Annotated in this window: 18 protein-coding genes; 4 read left to right on the plus strand and 14 right to left on the minus strand. The window is 37.9% G+C overall.

All coding sequences use genetic code 11. The annotated features are described in order from the left end of the window. Window positions 1-167 precede the first annotated feature (167 nt). Window positions 168-1,358 (plus strand): glycine C-acetyltransferase, encoded by a 1,191-nt coding sequence (locus J5J05_RS02940; RefSeq protein WP_208559180.1) that lies wholly within the window; start codon window positions 168-170, stop codon window positions 1,356-1,358. Between the two features lie 131 nt (window positions 1,359-1,489). Next, window positions 1,490-2,443, plus strand: coding sequence for an NAD-dependent epimerase/dehydratase family protein (locus J5J05_RS02945; protein WP_208559181.1), 954 nt, complete (start codon window positions 1,490-1,492; stop codon window positions 2,441-2,443). A gap of 50 nt (window positions 2,444-2,493) precedes the next feature. On the opposite strand, the gene rpiA is transcribed toward J5J05_RS02945, so the two are convergent. Then, the gene (gene rpiA / locus J5J05_RS02950; RefSeq protein ID WP_208559182.1) at window positions 2,494-3,174 is read right to left on the minus strand and encodes a ribose-5-phosphate isomerase RpiA; all 681 of its coding nucleotides are present in this window, start codon (window positions 3,172-3,174) and stop codon (window positions 2,494-2,496) included. Between the two features lie 175 nt (window positions 3,175-3,349). On the opposite strand from rpiA, the gene J5J05_RS02955 reads away from it, so the two are divergent. Next, window positions 3,350-4,549, plus strand: coding sequence for an amidohydrolase (locus J5J05_RS02955; protein ID WP_208559183.1), 1,200 nt, complete (start codon window positions 3,350-3,352; stop codon window positions 4,547-4,549). Between the two features lie 45 nt (window positions 4,550-4,594). On the opposite strand, the gene J5J05_RS02960 is transcribed toward J5J05_RS02955, so the two are convergent. The 6 genes from J5J05_RS02960 to murB form a co-directional block, all read right to left on the minus strand. Beyond that, on the minus strand, window positions 4,595-5,665 hold the full coding sequence (locus J5J05_RS02960) for an ABC transporter substrate-binding protein (RefSeq protein WP_208559184.1): 1,071 nt from the start codon (window positions 5,663-5,665) through the stop codon (window positions 4,595-4,597). After that, window positions 5,665-6,504 carry an ABC transporter permease gene (locus J5J05_RS02965; protein ID WP_208559185.1) on the minus strand — a complete coding sequence of 280 codons (840 nt, stop codon included), beginning with the start codon at window positions 6,502-6,504 and terminating at the stop codon, window positions 5,665-5,667. Before J5J05_RS02965 ends, J5J05_RS02960 begins: the two co-directional genes overlap by 1 nt. After that, window positions 6,504-7,310, minus strand: coding sequence for an ABC transporter permease (locus tag J5J05_RS02970; RefSeq protein ID WP_425270341.1), 807 nt, complete (start codon window positions 7,308-7,310; stop codon window positions 6,504-6,506). Before J5J05_RS02970 ends, J5J05_RS02965 begins: the two co-directional genes overlap by 1 nt. Then, window positions 7,303-8,400, minus strand: coding sequence for an ABC transporter ATP-binding protein (locus tag J5J05_RS02975; protein ID WP_208559267.1), 1,098 nt, complete (start codon window positions 8,398-8,400; stop codon window positions 7,303-7,305). Before J5J05_RS02975 ends, J5J05_RS02970 begins: the two co-directional genes overlap by 8 nt. Before the next feature lie 251 nt (window positions 8,401-8,651). Next, window positions 8,652-9,566: a Gfo/Idh/MocA family protein gene (locus tag J5J05_RS02980; RefSeq protein ID WP_208559187.1), complete on the minus strand. Its 915-nt coding sequence runs from the start codon at window positions 9,564-9,566 to the stop codon at window positions 8,652-8,654. A 134-nt stretch (window positions 9,567-9,700) separates the two neighbouring features. Then, a complete protein-coding gene (murB, locus tag J5J05_RS02985; protein WP_208559188.1) occupies window positions 9,701-10,708 on the minus strand; it encodes a UDP-N-acetylmuramate dehydrogenase in 1,008 nt (335 codons plus the stop codon). Window positions 10,709-10,988: 280 nt separating this feature from the next. On the opposite strand from murB, the gene J5J05_RS02990 reads away from it, so the two are divergent. Continuing rightward, complete coding sequence (locus J5J05_RS02990; protein ID WP_208559189.1) at window positions 10,989-11,744, plus strand: exodeoxyribonuclease III; 756 nt, start codon at window positions 10,989-10,991, stop codon at window positions 11,742-11,744. 84 nt (window positions 11,745-11,828) lie between these two features. On the opposite strand, the gene J5J05_RS02995 is transcribed toward J5J05_RS02990, so the two are convergent. From J5J05_RS02995 to J5J05_RS03025, 7 genes are all read right to left on the minus strand, one after another. Beyond that, window positions 11,829-12,473 carry a carbonic anhydrase gene (locus J5J05_RS02995; protein WP_208559190.1) on the minus strand — a complete coding sequence of 215 codons (645 nt, stop codon included), beginning with the start codon at window positions 12,471-12,473 and terminating at the stop codon, window positions 11,829-11,831. A 135-nt stretch (window positions 12,474-12,608) separates the two neighbouring features. After that, on the minus strand, window positions 12,609-13,046 hold the full coding sequence (locus J5J05_RS03000) for a GNAT family N-acetyltransferase (protein ID WP_208559191.1): 438 nt from the start codon (window positions 13,044-13,046) through the stop codon (window positions 12,609-12,611). 178 nt (window positions 13,047-13,224) lie between these two features. Further along, window positions 13,225-14,208, minus strand: coding sequence for an aldo/keto reductase (locus tag J5J05_RS03005; protein ID WP_208559192.1), 984 nt, complete (start codon window positions 14,206-14,208; stop codon window positions 13,225-13,227). A gap of 219 nt (window positions 14,209-14,427) precedes the next feature. Beyond that, window positions 14,428-16,254, minus strand: coding sequence for an ABC transporter ATP-binding protein (locus J5J05_RS03010; RefSeq protein WP_208559193.1), 1,827 nt, complete (start codon window positions 16,252-16,254; stop codon window positions 14,428-14,430). Then, the gene (locus J5J05_RS03015) at window positions 16,251-18,068 is read right to left on the minus strand and encodes an ABC transporter ATP-binding protein (protein ID WP_208559194.1); all 1,818 of its coding nucleotides are present in this window, start codon (window positions 18,066-18,068) and stop codon (window positions 16,251-16,253) included. Before J5J05_RS03015 ends, J5J05_RS03010 begins: the two co-directional genes overlap by 4 nt. Window positions 18,069-18,143: 75 nt before the next feature. After that, entirely contained in the window at window positions 18,144-18,866 is a 723-nt protein-coding gene (locus J5J05_RS03020; protein ID WP_208559195.1) for a sensor histidine kinase, read from the minus strand. Beyond that, window positions 18,859-19,590 (minus strand): LytR/AlgR family response regulator transcription factor, encoded by a 732-nt coding sequence (locus J5J05_RS03025; protein WP_208559196.1) that lies wholly within the window; start codon window positions 19,588-19,590, stop codon window positions 18,859-18,861. Before J5J05_RS03025 ends, J5J05_RS03020 begins: the two co-directional genes overlap by 8 nt. Between the last annotated feature and the right edge of the window lie 36 nt (window positions 19,591-19,626).

The following is a 19,626-nucleotide window of genomic DNA, read 5'->3' on the forward strand; positions in this document are numbered from 1 at the left end:
TAAAATAATTAATAATATTTTAATGTTTCTATCCTAACAGTATTTGTCCATTATACTATACCCTTCTTTACTCTTTCAATACATGTTATAATGACTAAAGTGAAATAATGAGTTATGAAGAAATTGAATAATGTGAAATTTATAATCTAAAAACAAGGAGAGATTTGATGACAAGTAAGCAATTGAATCATTTTCTAGAGGAAAATCTGAATGTTTTGAAGGAAAATGGTCTATATAATGAGATCGACACATTAGAAGGTCCTAATGGAGCAGAAATTACTGTTAACGGTCAAAAACTTATTAATATGTCTTCCAATAACTATCTAGGATTTGCAAATGATGTACGTCTTAAAACTAAAGCTAATGAAGCAACTGATTTATATGGTGTCGGTGCAGGAGCGGTTCGTACAATCAATGGTACACAAAGTATCCACGATGAACTTGAATCTAAGCTTGCTGACTTCAAGCAAACGGAAGCAGCCGTTGCTTTCCAATCGGGTTTCAATTGTAATATGGGTGCGATCTCAGCGGTCATGAACAAAAAAGATGCGATTCTATCAGATGAATTGAACCATGCTTCCATTATTGATGGCTGCCGTTTGTCTGGTGCTAAAGTGATTCGTGTGAAACACCAAGATATGGATGATCTGCGTGTTAAAGCGAAAGAAGCTACAGAAAGTGGACTATATGAAAAAGTTATGTACATTACAGATGGCGTATTCTCTATGGATGGCGATGTCGCAAACCTACCTGGAATCGTTGAAATCGCTGAAGAATTCGATTTGATCACTTATGTAGATGATGCGCACGGTTCAGGTGTTATGGGTAAAGGTGCTGGTACAGTTAAACATTTTGGTCTTCAAGACAAGATTGATTTTCAAATGGGTACACTCTCAAAAGCTGTTGGTGTTGTTGGTGGTTATGTAGCTGGAACGCAAAACTTGATTGACTGGTTGAAAGTAAGAGCACGTCCTTTCCTATTCTCAACTTCTTTGACACCCGGTGCTGCTGCTGCATGTATTGAAGCAATTGATATTATGTCTGCTTCTACTGAGGAGCATGACCACTTATGGGAAAATGGTCGGTACCTAAAAGAAGGGTTAAGCGCCCTAGGATTTAATATTGGCAAATCTGAAACACCGATCACCCCATGTATTATTGGTGACGAAAAACTCACACAAACATTTTCTAAACGTTTAACTGAAGAAGGCATCTACGCAAAATCTATTGTCTTCCCAACTGTCCCAAGAGGAACGGGTCGCGTAAGAAATATGCCAAGTGCTGCACACACGACAGAACAGTTGGATAAAGTACTCGCAATCTACAAAAAAGTCGGTAACGAACTAAACGTCATATAAACCAAAGGTTATAAGAGAAGTAGTTGAATACACTGGGATTAGCTCAAGCAAACAGGAACACCAACCTCAGTCAGCTACTTTTTCTTATGCTTTAATCAATCAATCATTTAAATGAAATGGAGGAAGCAGATTTGAAAACAATTCTTATTACAGGTGCATTAGGTCAGATAGGAACGGCTTTGACCACACGTTTGAGAGAAAAATACGGTGTGGAGAACGTCATCGCAACCGATATCCAACATCCTGAAACGTCATCGGTCGTGAAAAATGGCATTTTTGAATACTTAGATGTAACAGATCAACTATCTATGGAGCAGATGGTTGAAAAATACGAGGTCGATACGATGATTCACTTAGCGGCATTATTATCCGCTACTGCTGAAGCAAAACCTCAGTTAGCATGGGAATTGAATATGGGTGGGCTAATGAATGCGCTTGAAGTGTCTCGTATCCACGAGTTGAAGTTCTTCACCCCAAGTTCGATTGGTGCCTTTGGACCACAAACACCAAAAGACCAAACACCTCAATTAACTTTACAGCGTCCGACAACAATGTATGGTGTAACAAAAGTGAGTGGTGAGTTACTTTGTGATTACTACCATATGAAGTTCGGCGTCGATACTAGAAGCGTCCGTTTCCCTGGTCTCATTTCATACGAAGCATTACCTGGAGGCGGTACAACTGATTATGCTGTTGATATTTATTATGAAGCATTAAAAAATCAAGCTTATACTTCTTTTATTGATAAAGGAACTTACATGGACATGATGTACATGCCTGACGCCGTTGATGCAATTATCGCTTTAATGGAAGCACCTAGTGAAAAATTGATTCACCGCAATGCCTTTAACGTCAGTGCAATGAGCGTTTGTCCTGAAGACTTTGAACAAGCAATTCAAGCTCATATGCCCGCATTCAAACTATCCTATGATGTCGATCCTATCCGCCAAACGATTGCTGAATCTTGGCCAAATGCTATCGATACAACGAAAGCACGTGAAGAGTGGCAGTTTGATACGCAATATAGTCTTGATAGGATGACTGCAGATATGCTTGAGAAATTGAAAACAAAACTATTAAAATAATTTTGATATACAAAAACAATCACATCTGTTAGTAGATGTGATTGTTTTTATTAATCTCTATTAACCTTTTCAACAAGAATCCCTTCACTTGTTCCTACAATAACAGTATCTACACAGTCCAAAAATAGACCATGTTCCACAACACCTGTTAAAGAATCTAACCAGCTTGCTAATGTTTTGGGTTCTTCAATTAGTCCCATATGCAAATCAATAATCAAATTCCCTGAATCTGTGACATGCTTTTCACCCGTATCTGTCATTCTCCAAGCCGGTTTGTAGCCAGCCTTTTCAAAGCGTTTGAACAATTGCCCGCTTCCAAAATGAACAACTTCTACTGGCAAAGGAAAAGCACCTAGGGTTTCAACTAGTTTGCTTTCATCAACGATCCAGATATTTTTATCAGATAAATTTGCGACCGTTTTTTCAAACAAGTGTGCCGCACCGCCACCTTTTATACCTTGGTACTCACTCGAAATTTCATCCGCGCCATCGATCGTAACGTCGATTTTTTCAACTTCATCAATATTTTTAAGGGGAATATTCAGTTCTTCCGCTTGCTTTGTTGTACTTGAAGAAGTCGTTACGCCTGTAATCTTTAATCCTTCTTCGTTGACTCGCTTACCGATAGCTTCCACCATATAAAAGGCGGTTGATCCCGTTCCTAAACCAACGGTCATCCCCTCTTTCACAAATTCTGCTGCTTTATATCCAACCATTTTTTTAAGATTCATTGTGCTTCCCTTCCTTGTTCATCATTTATGTACCGCTATCATTTCTTGATTATTGTAACATAGATAGCGATTCAGATTGATTCTCTTTCAGCATTTTTTTGTTTTCAATCTTTCTTTCATTTTTAAATTAAATAATGCTATAATTATCATTAAATATTTTTAATGGAGTGATTGTATGCAACTGACCTGGTCCCCAGCTTATGATGAAAAAATCAAAGCTTACGAAAATATCGCCATTGAATACAGAAGAACCCTTCATCAATATCCGGAACTATCTTTCAAGGAATATCGAACAAGTCAGTATATCTATGATGAAATGTTCAAGCTAGATCATGTAGAAGTGACACGTCCTACAAAAACATCTGTACTTGTAAAAATAACGGGTGCGAAACCTGGCCTAAAAATCGGGCTCAGAGCTGATATGGATGCATTACCGATTCAAGAAGATCGACCAGATCTACCTTTTGCGTCTCAGGAAGCGGGTGTTATGCATGCTTGTGGCCATGATGGTCATACGGCGCTGTTGATGACCGCAACCAAAATACTTTCTGAAATGACTGATGAGTTGGCAGGGGAAATTTACAGTATTTTTCAGCATGCTGAAGAAAGCCAGCCAGGTGGTGCGAAAGAAATGGTTGAAACAGGATTGTTCAATGATTTCGACTTCATCTATGGTCATCACCTCGTATCTAGTTTAGAAACAGGGCTGATCGATATCAAAACAGGTCCTTGTTCTGGAAATTCTGATCGATACGATGTAACGATATTTGGAAAAGGCGGCCATGCTGCATCACCACACGAAACGATTGACCCCGTCATTATTGGGGCTCAGATCATCGAAAAATTTCAAACAATCATCTCTCGTAAATTAGACCCTCTTTCTTCAGGCGTTATTTCTAATACCGTCTTCCAAGCTGGTGATCCAAAAGCAAAGAATATTATCCCAGATTCCGTACTCTTAGGTGGTAGCGTCCGTACTTTGGATGCCGATGTTAGACAATTGATCGAGACAGAAATGGCACGCGTCATTAAAGGAACCTGTGATAGTTACGGTGTTAAATACGATTTCAACTACCGTAGAGGATATGCCAGTGTAGTCAACAACGCAGAAACCACAGCGATCATCGAAGACCTTTCTCAAACACTATTTCCCAATCAGATTGTTTCTCTTCCACCCTTTTTAGGCGGAGAGGACTTCTCAGCCTTTTCAGCAATCGTTCCTTCCACGTATTTGTTTGTTGGTTCAAAAAATGTCGCGCAACAGTTTGATTATCCACATCACCATCCAAAATTTGGATTAGATGAAGCAAGTTTTCCGATTGGAATCAAACTATTTGTGAGTATTGCTTTGAATTACACTAAACTTGTTCATTAAAAAACAGTCAGCTCCCCTCACAAAAGGGGTGCTGACTGTTTTCATTTATCTCAACATTTTAAATTCAAGAAAAAGGTCGTTATATTTTTCAATATATATTGGTCCGAGATCTTCATAAACTTCTAGCCTTTCAATCGTTTCTTCTGATGGATAAAATTGTTCATCTTCTGTTGTTTCTTCCGGAAGTAAGGCCATCGCTGCCTCGTTCGGTGTACTATAGCCGATATAGTCAGCATTCTGAGCGGCTACTTCCGGTCTCAACATGAAGTTGATAAACGCATAAGCTGCTTCTACATTCTGAGAAGTTTTTGGTATGACCATGTTATCAAACCAAAGATTTGAACCTTCTTTCGGTAAAATATAGTGTAAAGACTCGTTCTCCCACATCATATCTGCTGCTTCACCAGAAAATGTAACAGCTACCGGTGCTTCTTCTTGAATCATATACATTTTGATTTCGTCTGCTACAAGCGCCTTAGCATTCGGGGCCAAACCTTTCAGCAAGTCAAAAGAAGCTTGCAATTCCTCATCATTCTTTGAGTTCAATGAATATCCTTGTGTTTGTAGACCGATGCCAATGACTTCTCTCGCACCATCTATAAAGAGAATATCTTCTCTAAATCTTGGATCCCACAGATCACTCCATGAACTAATTTCATCTTCATTTACCATCTTGTCATTGTAAACAATCCCTAGCGTTCCCCAGAAGTAAGGAATCGAATACTGATTATTTGGATCGAATGATAAATCTAAAAATTCAGGGTCAATATTTTCTAAGCCTTCTATTTTGGAATGATCCATTGGAAGAACGAGGTCTTCTTCAATCATCCGTTCAATCATATATTCACTGGGTATTGTTAAGTCATAAGCCGTTCCGCCTTGTTGGACTTTTGTGTACATCGATTCGTTTGAATCGAATGTCTCATACACCAATCGATAGCCTGTTTCTTCTTCAAATTGCTCGAGGAGTTCTGGATCAATATAATCTCCCCAGTTAAAAATATTCAGTGTATCCGCTCCGGCTGCGCCTTGTGAACGTTCAATAAACAAACTACTCAAGTACAGTAATCCTGTGATACCAACTATTGCTAGTCCTAATCGGATTAAGCTTTTCATTATGGCGACACCGCCTTTTGATGGTTTGTCGGATCAACATCTGTCAGTTTACGCTTGCGATTACGCTGTTGTTGTTGCACATAGTAATAGCCACTGACCAGTCCAAGTGCCAGAACAAACAGAATCGTACTTAACGCATTGATTTCCAAATTGATCCCTTGTCTTGCTCGAGAGTATATTTCAACAGATAATGTTGCAAAGCCATTTCCTGTCACAAAAAAGGTGACCGCAAAATCATCGATTGAATACGTGAAGGCCATGAAATAACCTGCGAGGATACCCGGTTTAATGCTAGGGATAATGACACTTTTCAGCACTTCCCAATTATTTGCCCCTAAATCTCTTGCAGCAGTAACCATATTCAGATTCATTTCCTGTAGTTTAGGCAGTACCATGAGTACAACAATGGGTATACTAAAAGCAATATGAGAAAAAAGAACAGAATAAAACCCTAATCTAAAACCGGCCATTGTGAACAGTAATAAAAAACTCGCGCCAATAATAACATCCGGAGAAACCAACAAGACATTGTTCAGTCCCAGTAATGTCTGTTGCCTGCTGCGTTTTCTGACGAAGAAAATCCCGATAGCACCTAGTGTGCCAATGATCGTTGCCAGTAAAGAAGATAATAGCGCTACTCTAAACGTGTCCAATGCGATTCGAATCAGTCTTGTATCACTCGCAAGTGATTGATAATGTTCAGTCGTAAAACCTGTGAACTCGTTCATCGTTCCTGCTTGATTAAACGAATAATAAATCAAATACAAAATAGGCATATAAAGTAAAAGAAAGATTACGATCAGATATAGATTTGCCAACGTTAATTTTGGTTTTCTCATTATCTACGTACCCCCTTTTTTCTTCCAGCAGTACCGGCCATAATGATGATCATTAAAACGATCAACACGATACCGATCGTCGAACCCATTCCCCAGTTCTGTGTGACTAAGAAGTGTTGTTCAATCGCTGTACCTAATGTGATCACACGATTCCCACCAATCAACCTTGTCAACATGAATAAAGATAAAGACGGAATGAAGACAACTTGGATCCCGCTACGAACGCCTGAAAGGGACAAAGGGAAAATAACATTTCTAAAAGTTTCCCATGTATTCGCGCCTAAGTCTCTACTCGCTTGTACAACGGATGGATTGATCTCTTCAATAGCGTTGTAGATCGGTAAAAGCATAAATGGAATCTCAATATACGTAGCTACTAATAGGAAACTAGCATTAGTGAATAATAATTGCTGACGACCGACACCGATCCAGTCAAAGAACGTATTGACACTACCTTGTTGACTGAGTAAACCAATGAACGCATATGCTTTAAGTAGCACATTGATCCAAGTCGGTAAAATCAGTAACAGCATCCATAGATCTTTTCGCTTTGTCTGCGTTAAAAAGTACGCTGTTGGATAACTAATGCATAGCGTGATCAGTGTAATGATAAAAGCATAGATGAATGATTGTATGGTCATTGTTAAATAGGTCGTTGACGTGAAGTACGTAACGAAATTGGCAACCGTAAATCCGCCGTCTAGTCCGATAAATGACTGATAAATCAAGAGACCGATTGGAACGAGGACGAATAGTCCAACCCATATAAAGTAAGGAAAGAATAGGAGCCTGTTTTGCTTAGTTATCATAGTTCAGCTCCACTCCCTTTTCAGTATCTATGGCTTCTTGTACGCTTGAACCATTGTTGACTGCATATTCAGCTAGTCGGGCATTAAAGGCTGTTTCTGTCTCTCCTACTCTCATGATATGAATATCTCTTGGCTCGAAAGCTAGGCCAACTTCTTCACCGACCGCTGCTTTTCGTGTCGTATGAACCATCCATTCATTTCCTTCTGGATCTTCCCCAATAATTTCGTAGTGAACCCCTCTAAAGAGTTGTGATTGAACGATCACTGTCAAGTCTCCCAAAGCTGGTCTAGTGACAACGAAGTCTTCAGGGCGAATAACGATTTCGACTGGTTCATCGTCAGGCATCCCACCGTCTACGCAATCAAATGTCTTTCCAGCAAATTCGACCTTGTAATCTTTGATCATTTTCCCATCAACGATGTTGCTTTCTCCGATAAAGTCGGCCACATATTTGTTCAGCGGTTCATCATAGATATCGATTGGTGTACCACTTTGAACGATCTCGCCTTCTTTCATCACGAATATTTTATCACTCATTGCTAAGGCTTCTTCTTGGTCATGCGTAACAAAAATAAATGTGATACCTAATCGTTGTTGTAATTCTCTTAATTCATACTGCATTTCTGTTCGCAATTTAAGGTCAAGTGCGGATAATGGCTCATCTAATAATAAAATCTCTGGTTCATTGACTAATGCTCTTGCAATCGCAACACGCTGACGCTGTCCACCAGACATCTCCGCAATTTCGCGTTTTTCAAAACCTGTTAGTCTGACCGATCTCAGTGCTTCGGTTACTTTCTCTTTAATCTGGTCTTTTGGTAATTTTTTGATTTTCAAACCGAATGCGACGTTGTCGTACACATTCATATGTGGAAACAAGGCATAATCTTGAAAGACAGTATTTACTTTCCGTTTATTAGGCGGTAACGCATTGACTTTTTTACCGTCCAATACAATATCCCCTGAAGTCACTTGTGTGAATCCAGCGATTAAATTTAAGATCGTCGATTTTCCACAGCCTGATGGGCCTAAAAGAGTATAGAATTTCCCTTTTTCTAAATCAAATGATACATTTTTTAAAATCATACTTTCATCATATTGCTTATGAACACCTTTAAACGAAATAATGGTCTTATCCCCCACAGCCTTACACTCCCTTTGCTTCTTTTCTCTCCATTGATAAATTTTCTATTATGATATCTTTTGTAACAATCAAAACAACTGCTCTATGATCTTTTTTTATTGCTGACAACTTGTATCTTGCATCAAGCGGATGAAAAACGACCGCTCTAAATGAACGATCGCTTGGTTCTCTCTATTTTTATGCTAGCGTTCTGCTATAATCCAGCATTCGTCAGAATCGTTTCACATACTTCATGACTAGTGAATGCTGATTCAAGTGTGACAGGATTTTCTCCATTGGTACGGACTGCTTCTAAAAATGCTGCAATCATAGAAGAAAAGCCTCTTTTATACAACGTGTTATCCCAATCTCCGAAAGGTTGATGAATAGATTTCTTTTCATCGTACTGCGTCCATTCTGACAAATTTTCCACTCGTACCGTTTGTGTAGGACTTTGCACTTCCATCGTTTCCAAACGTGCGCCGGATTCCGCATTGATCGAAACCATTAAATGTGTGGATGCTGATGCTAACAAGACCCAAGCACGCTGGAAGTGATCTTTAGAACCCACTAGTCCTGTGTTGATGATCTGAACGGGTTCATCGATCATGTTCAACGCTGTATCAACTGGATGAATCATCATATCATAAATACGATATCTTGATGCGTGCGCTGTATAGTTTCCTTGATTTTTTTGAAAAAAGATCATATTTTTATCTTCAATCGCTTTTAGTTCTTGGACTTTTGGTGCAAATCTTCTATTAAATCCAGCAGTCAATAGTACATTTTTTTCTTTAGCTAATGCAATCAATGCTTTTGTCTGTTCTAAGTCATCACTAATTGGCTTATCCACGAAAACATGAATCCCTTTGTTCAACATTTGCTCGATGATCGTTGCATGTGTTGGTGTAGGGGTATGGATAAAGACTGCGTCCATGTCCGCTTCAAGTAACGCTTCCCAATCAGTGTGTAATTGCGCAGCATCGATTCGATACTGTTTTCCAAGCTGATTCAGCTTTTCTTCATTACGTGTGCTCAAATGCCATTCTACTTCATCATGTTCTGTCATCATTACGGGTAAATAAGCTTTTTGCGCAATTGTTCCTAATCCAATAACACCAATTTTCATATTACTTTACCTCCATGAGAGAATTCGTCTATTTTCAATGCTGTTTCAGTAAAAAATATCTGATTGAAGTCTCAAAAAAAGAGCACGTACTCTAGACAACCTTTCATCCATTCGTCTGGAGCACGTACTTCTCTCTATCTTTCGTCAGCAAAACTCACTGATTTTTCTTTGTTGATCTTCTTCTTGAAACCTTGGGTCGCCTTTTGAAGTAAATTTTTTGCTTTTTCATTATTACTTTCAATGGGGTCTTCTCCGATAATGCGAACTTCGGTCTCCAATTGAACACCATTTTTCTCGAAGATCACTTCTTTGATATGATCAATCAATTCAATATAATCCGTCGCTGTCGCTTGATCAATATTTACAATAAACCCAGCGTGTTTCATCGATATTTGAGCGCCGCCCCATTTCAGGCCTTGAATACCCGCTTCTTGAATTAATTTACCAGTGAAATAGCCTGTTGGTCTTTTGAAAACAGACCCACAAGAAGGATACTCTAATGGCTGCTTTGTTGTACGGAGTAATGTTAATTCATCCATCCGTTCTCCGATTGCTTCCTGATCACCTTTTGCTAGTTGGAAGCAGACATCGATAACAATATCGCCTGTTTCTTGAATCAAGCTATTACGATAAACGAATTTCATATCTTTTTTAGCAACTTCTTTTAGTTCGCCGTCTAGACTCAATAAGGTCACGCTCTGGATGACATCTTTGACTTCTCCATCATACGCACCAGCATTCATATAAACAGCGCCACCGATACTACCGGGGATGCCACAGGCAAATTCTAAACCTGTCAAACTAAAGTGATGCGCTCTTTTACTGACATCGATCAAAGCAGCACCCGCTTGTGCAATGACTTTGTCTTCTTCTACAGTAATTTGATCCATTTCAGTCAAGATAAGGGTTACGCCCCTGATCCCACCATCTTTCACAATTAGATTGCTTGCATTACCTAATATCGTTAATGGCCAATTTTTTTCTCGAATATAAGCAACGATTGCTGCGATTTCTTCTTTACGTCTTGGAAAAACCAGTACATCTGCTGGTCCACCTGTCTTGGTATAAGTGAATTGTGATAAGGATTCATTGACTTTTATAATTGAATCCGAAAATTTCTCTTTAAATGATTTAATATCCATATATCCTAACGACCCTCTCAATTAACATTCGTTCGATCCTGGTAGGCTTACGTTTGGTTAAACAATTTTTCGTGTTCGCAAAATCATTACTATTCTAACACGAATACCACGAAAGTAGAAGAATTCTAGTTAATTGTAAAGAAACCGTCAAGCTTTTATGTATGTTTTCACACTTATCGACCATTTCTTTCATCGAAATCTTGTCACTTGCAACCCGTTTTATTTTATTTCAAGTTCGTTTTTCGTTATGATTATAGGGATTTTAAGGAGAGGACTCGTTATGAAACTGATTTCGTGGAATGTTGATGGATTGAAAAACCTGATAAATAAAGATTCTTTTTTACGGTTTCGCTCATTAGACGCTGACTTTTTTTGTCTACAAGACATTCAAATAAAGCAAGCAGAAATCGATCTTGAATTTGATGGTTATTATTCTTATTGGAATTACGCAAATAAAACGGATGATTCAGGGACCGTTATTTATACTAAGGAAAAACCATTAGATGTTACTTATGGTATTGGGATTGATTCCCATGATACTGAAGGAAGAGTCATTACGTTGGAATACAAAGATTATATCGTCGTTACTTGTTATACCCCTAGTGCTCAGTCTCATTTAAAAAACCTTACTTATCGGATGGAATGGGAAAATGACTTTCAGGCACATATTCAGACTTTAGACCTCACAAAACCAGTAATCTTATGCGGCGACTTAAATGTTGCCCATCAAGAGATTGATTTAATGGACCCTGAAAATCATCGCAGAAGTCCAGGCTTTACGAACGAGGAGCGTGCGCAATTCAAACGTCTACTAAAAAAAGGCTTTGTTGATAGCTTTCGTTATTTCTATCCTGACCAAGAGAGTGCATATTCATGGTGGAATCATTGCTATGGGGCTAGAGAGCGACAAGATGGCTGGCGCATAGATTATTTTATTGTTTCAAAAAGGCTAGAAGATCAGTTAGTCGATTCCAATATTCTTTCAGATTATACGGGTTCTGACCACTGCCCAGTAGCACTTCAAATCGATCTATAGTAAAAATCATCCGTAACTAAAACAAAAGAGATTGATTGAGGTCAAAACCTCAATCAATCTCTTTTATAAATGATCAACTACATCTTATTGAACGCTTTGATATTCTTCGGATTTCAAAAATGATTGAGTCGTCTCATCATAAATAAACACATTCCCAGACTTGATATCATAATGCCAGCCTTCAATTTCTAGCGTACCACTTTCAAGACGTTTTCTAATGTTAGGATAGCTTTTCAAGTGATCTACCTGTTCAATAACATTCATGTGTTCCATTTGTGTTGCTTTGGCGTTCTCATCCGGAAAAGAGTTGTGCGCTTCAAGTTTTTCTTTAACACTTTCTAATGGTTTCAAATAGTGTTGTGTGAACGGAATATGCGTTAGATTCTCTTGTCCACTAATTGCAGCAGCACATCCACCGCAGTTTGAGTGCCCACAGATAATAATTTCTTTTACTCCTAAAACTTCTACGGCGAACTCAATAGAAGCAACGGTTGTAGGATCATTTTGACTTAGTTCATATGCCGGAACAGTATTGGCAATATTTCGCACCATAAAGATTTCACCTGGTTGACTATCAAGTAGCCTCTCAGGATTGACGCGTGAGTCAGAACACGCAATAAATAATGTATGAGGATGCTGCTCTTGCTCTAGATCGTGATAAAGGTGTTTGTACTTCTCATATGTCACATTTCTAAAGTTTGTCAGTCCATCTTTTAAACGTTCAAGCATTTCATTTTCCTCCATCGTATCTTTTTCCGAAAACTACTATATCATAATTCAACGACAGAATTCCAAGAATAAGTAAGACGATTTGAAAAATGCTTGGATTAAACAACTATTTCCGCAATGAATACTGCTCAGATGCTAAACTTCCTTCATGTTCTTTCTCAATGTCACACACGTTACACCATCTTCAAGATACGTATCTGTATCTCTACGGTAACCCAACTGTTCATAGAAAGAAGCGGCTGTCAGCTCTCCATGAATAACGACTTGTAACTGTCCTCTTTCTCTACCTGCTTTTTCTAACGCCTCAATCATCATTTGTCCCAGTCCATGCTTGCGGTGTGCTGCTAAAACAGCAATTCTTCCTAGACGAATCGTTTGATCATCTATCTGCATATAGCGTCCAGTTGCTACAGGCTTTTCTTCATCATATATCACGACGTATTCTGTTTCATCGTGATCATCCGAATCAAATTCTTCTACAAGCTTAATCCCACGTTCGAGTACAAATACTTGCAGCCGCACATAAAACGCAGCTGCTTGATGCCACTTTTCTTTTCCAAAATGTACATTCATGACTTCCCTCTTTTTCTTTTACTTTTTATAAGGCTTTTTAGGTTATATCAAAAGTCATTTCATTCACGCTTTATCATTCTATTTTCACATGAAAATACCAGACGTTCAATCTCTTTTTTAGAGGTTGAACGTCTGGTATAGGTTGTTTGTTTAAGCTTGAAGTGAACCATTTAATATTTTACCAAGCGTAAGCTTCTGGTGCACGACCTCCTGGACCTGGGAAAATGCTATCCAGTTCTTTCAGCGTCTCTTCTGAAAGATCAATCTCCACAGCTCTCAGCGCTTGCTCTAATTGCTCCATTGTTCTCGGGCCAATAATCGGAGCGGATACAGCTGGGTTAGCCAATAACCAAGCTAACGCGACATTCGGTTCAGATTCACCAAGATTTTCACATAATTTAGCATAGTCTTCCAATTGTGTACGTTCCTGTTCAGAGAGATCAGCTGCACGACTTTCGCTTCTTGAACCAGGTTCCGGGTCAAGCATTTTACCACTGAGCATACCGCCACCTAAAGGGCTCCAAGGAATAATACCGATACCCAAATCTTCTGCGGCAGGAAGCACTTCTAACTCTGGTAATCTACACAGTAAATTATATTTGTGCTGTTCAGATACTAATCCTAGAAATTGTCTCTTCTCAGCTGCTGCTTGCGCTTGTACAAGATGATAGCCCGCAAAATTACTTGAACCAATATAGTAGGCTTTTCCTTGGTTGACGATTGATTCAAACACGCCCCATATTTCTTCCCAAGGTGCGTGACGTTCAATATGATGCATTTGATAGAGTTCAACATGGTCTGTTTGTAGTCTTTTTAAAGATTCTTCTAAGTGACGACGGATTTTAAAGGCAGAAAGTCCACTTCCTTGATTCGGTCCTTCTGTTTCGTCTTCCATTCCACCATATACTTTTGTAGCCAAAACGACTTTTTCACGTCGTCCGCCGCCTTGGGCAAACCAACGACCAATAATTTCCTCTGTTCTTCCTCTTTCACCTTTACCACCATACACGTTTGCTGTATCAAAGAAATTGATTCCTGCATCCAATGCTCTGTCCATTATGGCAAATGCATCTTCTTCGCTTGTATAAGAGCCAAAATTCATGGTCCCCAAACAAAGCTTACTTACTTTCAATCCTGTTCGTCCTAGATAAGTGTATTCCATTATTCATTTTCCTCCTCATTGCAGTTAACTACTGATTGCATTTAGCTTTCAAATTTTACGATAACAACTGAATCGTATCACTATTTAGTCTTTACTACAACAAAATTGAATCCGTTATCATTTTATAACCAAAATAATAAGTAGATTGCCGATCATCTACTAAGATTCTAAAAAAAGGATACAGATTGAGTATTATCTGTATCCTTCTTGCTACTATTTTCACTGATAGTATTGTGCCTGAGCATTCCATAATTCCTGATATTTACCATCTTGTTCAACGAGCTTTTTATGTGACCCTCTCTGAACGATTTCCCCTTTATCAAATACTAATATTTCATCACTAAATTTCGAACTAGAAAGCCGATGAGAAATATAAAAAGCGGTCTTATCCTTGACCAGATTATCGAAGTTCTGATAAATGTCAAATTCTGTTATCGGATCAAGTGCAGCGGTCGGCTCATCTAGTATCATAATCGGAGCATCTTTATACAAGGAACGTGCAATCGCGATTTTTTGTTCTTGCCCTCCGGATACATTCATTCCTGAATCATCAAATTCAGTTCCTAAATAAGTATCCGATTGTTTAGGTAATGTACGAACGAATTCTCCTAGACCTACTTCATCTAGTGTATTCATTACCTTTGAATGATTATAGTCTGGATTTACAGAGATATTTTGTCCTATGGAAAACCCAAGTAAATGATAATCTTGGAAAACTACACCGAATAAGTTGAAATACTCTCTAAGTTCATATTTTGAGGAATCAATTTTATTCATTTTTATTAGCCCTTCAGTCGGTTCGTATAGACGAGTCAATAATTTAATAAATGTCGTCTTTCCAGATCCGTTTTCACCAACAATGGCATACTTTTTCCCTACTTCAAACTGTTCAGTTATATTTTTCAAAACAAGTTCTTCTGAACCAGGATAAGCAAAAGCTAGATTGCTAACAGCTATTTCGTATTGATTATCCATCCGTTTTTCTACCGGTATGGATCCAATCGTTTCTTCGTCGGGCAAATCCATAAATGCATAATACTCATTAAGCCATTCTGGATCTGATATCATCATCATCAATTGTTGAATGCATGTTGGAATGGCTGTTATCACTTGACTTAGTGCACCAGATAACTGAACCAATAGCCCTACTTTCAGTGCGCCAAGCAAGACGAGAAGGCCTAGAAATGAATAAATCATGTAACTCATTAATTGTGCTAATATATTCGTTGGGACTGCTGTTATTCGAAATACTCTATACATTCCGTTCATTATATCCGTTAAATAATGATGTTGTTTTTGAAAATTTTCTAACAGACGTCCACTTAATCGATACAATCGAATTTCTTTTCCAGATTTAATGTCTTCCAATACTTTTTCTTCATAAAATGCTTGTTTTCTCCATTCGCTAGCTTCATGTATCGTTCGACTTAATGCCTCTGCTGACTTTTTCGACGATTTCACTTGGATAAATAAACTAATCGAAATAGCTAAAACAAACATGGTTATAATTGCCCCAGGATGCACCCACCAAAATTGACTGGGTATGACAGCAGTATCTACTATAAATAACGGATGCAGTAAAATGATCCCCCAAATAATAGAAATCAACGAAGGAAATACGTACTTAAATCGCAGACTTAGTAAAGGAAGCGAAGACTGGCTGCTTAATAACATTTGATTAATATTTTCTAGTCTTTCTTTTACCGCTGTGCTTTCTGCATGATGAAAATGCATGCGTAACATCTTTCTACTAGCTTCCGCGTACATTTTCTTCTCAGATATTTCCTGCTCATTATCCACTAACGGCTGCATCATTCCCTGTACTAATTGTAAAATAAGGGAAGTACATATGAATTGAATAATCAGTGAATGCGTATCTCCTATTCGATTACTGATTAAGGTATCTATAATCTTTCTCATATAGATAAAGCCGATAAAAGGCATACTTTGCCTCGCAATCGTCATAATTGAATAGTAGAGATAATGCTTTTTCCCTATTCGAAATAAATCTTTCGCTGCTCTTCCGTAAACCCGATACTTATTCATAGTGTCCCACCGCCCGTCACTCGTTCTCTTTGTTCACTATCCTTATCCTGTTTATAATAGTAAGATTGCGCTTCATATAACCGATAGTAATCACCTTGCTTTTCTATCAGTTCCTGATGCGTGCCTATTTCTGCAATTTCACCATCCTTTAAATAGATGATTCGATCGCAAAAACGAGTAGAAGATAATCGATGAGAGACAAATAGAGAGGTTTTATCTTTAGAAAATTTGAAGTAATCTTTATATATCTGATGTTCAGCAATGGGATCTAGCGCCGCGGTCGGTTCATCTAAAATAAGCACGGGTGTATCTTTGTACAACGCTTGCGCTAATTTTACTTTTTGCAGCTGTCCCCCTGATAGCTGTATAGCATCCGCGTTTACTTCCTTCACAATCGCTGTTTCATCCCCTTTCTGAAGTTGACTGATTAATTTTTTTAATCCGCTTAACGCAATCGTTTTTTCATACTTCTTTTGATCAAATGGTAGTCCTTGGATGATCGTTTCTTTGATCGTATAAGTTAACAAAAGTTTTTCTTGAAATACAGAAGCAAATAGAGAATAATAGTCCAAAATGTTAAAGGATTTTTGTGGTAAATAATTAATCAAGATCTCTCCTTCATCTGGCTGAAGGAGACCGCTGATTAAATTCGTTAAGGTAGACTTACCAGCACCATTCTCTCCTACGATCGCTAGCTTTTCATTTGGCCTGATTTGAAGATTAATATTTCTAATCGTGGGCGCTTCATTGTTTGGGTAAGTATAAGTTACATTTTTTAATTCAATATTCAGTGACTCTTTAGGTACTTTTTCTCCTTCTCCATGTAAAAAGACCGGTTCTTGTGCCATAAATGTATTAAATTTCCCCATTTCATTTAGACTCGTACTAAACTTTCCTACTACATTAATAAATTCCAGGATAGATTGAGCTAAAATGGTCACCATTCCAGCATACAATACGAAATTAGAGATAGGAATAGCCCCTTCGCTAACGAGCCGTACACTCTGACTATACGAAAAAGCCGTCAGCCCGATAATCCCAACATTTATCACTACACTCTCACTCCAAGTCAACCAAACTTTCGGTTTCATTGTTGCTAAGTAAGTCTGATCAGTCTCTTCTTCAGTTCTTTGAAACCAGTGCTGCATCTGAAAAATGCGAACATCTTTAGCTAATCGTGATTCTCCGTACAATTTTCTTAAATATTGCCATTTTTTAGTTACCTTTGCTTTTTCATCATATATTTTCTGATCCATTTTCACTTGAAAAATATTGAACAGCGTTACAAAAAAGATAAAGATCCCTAAATAGATCAGAAAAATAGAATCTAGTTGAATCAAAATAGAACTATAAATGATCAAACCTAAAAAGGTACTCCCTAAACTCACCAATTCCTTATTGACCCTTCCAAATAGCGTCCATGGATTCCACGTCAATGCTACCGCATTATTATATTTTTCTTGTGCCTCTTTTCCTATAAGTAAAGGATAATCTAGCGATACAAAATTAGATATTAATCGGGTTTTAGCATAATTTCGAAATAACTCTGTATCTTTATCCACTGTAACGCCAAATTGATGTTCACTGATTTTTAAGAGCGTAATGACACCAATAAATATTGCTAAATGAATTAAATAAGTCTGAATTTCTTCTTCATTTATCAACCACTCTATTACTTGAACAGATAAATAAAGTTGAATAACAGGGAGCAACACTTGAATCAAAACTATGCCAATGATCGTTAGAAATATTCTCGGCCGATAGCTCACCATCATTTTTATCAATTTGATTAGGTTTTGCCATTTTTCTTTCATTTCCCTCACCTCATTGCTATCTTATCTAAAAAAATACACTTCTGGCTTAGAAGTGTATGAGTGGTTTCATTATCGTCACGAACGGTCATAAATAGGTAGGGTGACTTCTGTCGCAAAAATACCATCTTCCCATTTACGATTGACAATCCCCTCGTATTTTTCTACTGCTTGATCGATCCGAGATAGTCCATACCCTCTTCGATTGATTTGCTTCAAAGAAAGAAAAGAAGGCTTAGGATTTTCAATCATCGTATTCGTAACGCTTATGTACAAAGTGTTTTTCATTGGTGCAATATAAAGACGAATAAAATTTTCCTCTCCAGCTTTTTTCCCTTTCGTTGTTGCTTCCAAGGCATTATTCAACAAATTTCCCAATATGATCGCTAAATCAACATGTTCAATCGATAGATTTTTTGGTGCAATTGCCGTTGCGAATAGTTCTACATTATTTCGTTTCGCGCTTGTCAATTTTGTATTTACAATTGCGTCGACCATCGTATTACCCGTCTGAATGATTGTATCTACTTGATTCAGTTCATTGTTCAGTTGTTTTATGTAATTAGCTAATTCTTCAAATTGCTGCTCTTTCATTAATGTATTCATTACTTGCAAATGATTGCGATAATCATGGCGAATCCCTCTCATTTGCCTATATATGGCTTCAATCTCAATCGCATACTGGTCCAGTTCTTGTTCTTGAATTTTATAAAAATCAATCGTCTTTTGCTGTTTATATAAGAAAATGATTGCTACTATACCCAACATCATTATGATTCCTATCCATAGACCACTATTCATGGTAAAATACCCCCCCCTTATTGAAGTCCACAAATTTTTCTTGAACCACTTTAGCCAACCGTCTCGATAATGGAATGTTTTCTCCATTCGAGAGTTTTATATCCGTTTTTAATAAGCGATCGATATATTTTACGTGAACGATATAACTTCTATGGGTTTGAATGAAGTCATCTGTCAATTTCTCTGAAATTTCCTTTAAAGTCTGATTAGTCGTCACTATCTGCTCCTTTAAATGAATCGTACATTCTCTCCGATTCACTTCGATAAAGAGAATATTTTCCAGAAATAACTTAATCCTTTCACCATTGGATTCAATCATTATTGATTCTTTAATCGCCGGTTTCTTTTCAAGATGGCGTGTCAGTACTCTTTCAATTTTATCTACATGGATTGGTTTAAGTAGGTAATCCATCGCTTGAACATCGTAACCCTGAACAGCATATTCCGCAAAAGCTGTCGCAAATACGATAGTGAGCCCTTGTTCTGTTTCCCTGATTTTCTTTGCAACATCCAGTCCATCTAGTTGGTTCATCTCAATATCTAAAAAAACAATATCTATCGCCTTGTGATCTTCCAATTCAAATAGAAAAGCTTCACCACTTGAGAATTCGAGTAGTTCTACCGATAAGTTTAACGTTTCAGCGGATCTTTTAATTAATGACTTCATGCTTTCGATTTGAATGGTTTCATCATCCACTATGGCAATTGTTAACTTTTCTGTCATACACTACCTCCATAACTATTAAGTGGCCTGTTAATT

The sequence above is a fragment of the Marinilactibacillus kalidii genome (assembly GCF_017599325.1).
GTDB classification, from domain to species: domain Bacteria; phylum Bacillota; class Bacilli; order Lactobacillales; family Carnobacteriaceae_A; genus Marinilactibacillus; species Marinilactibacillus kalidii.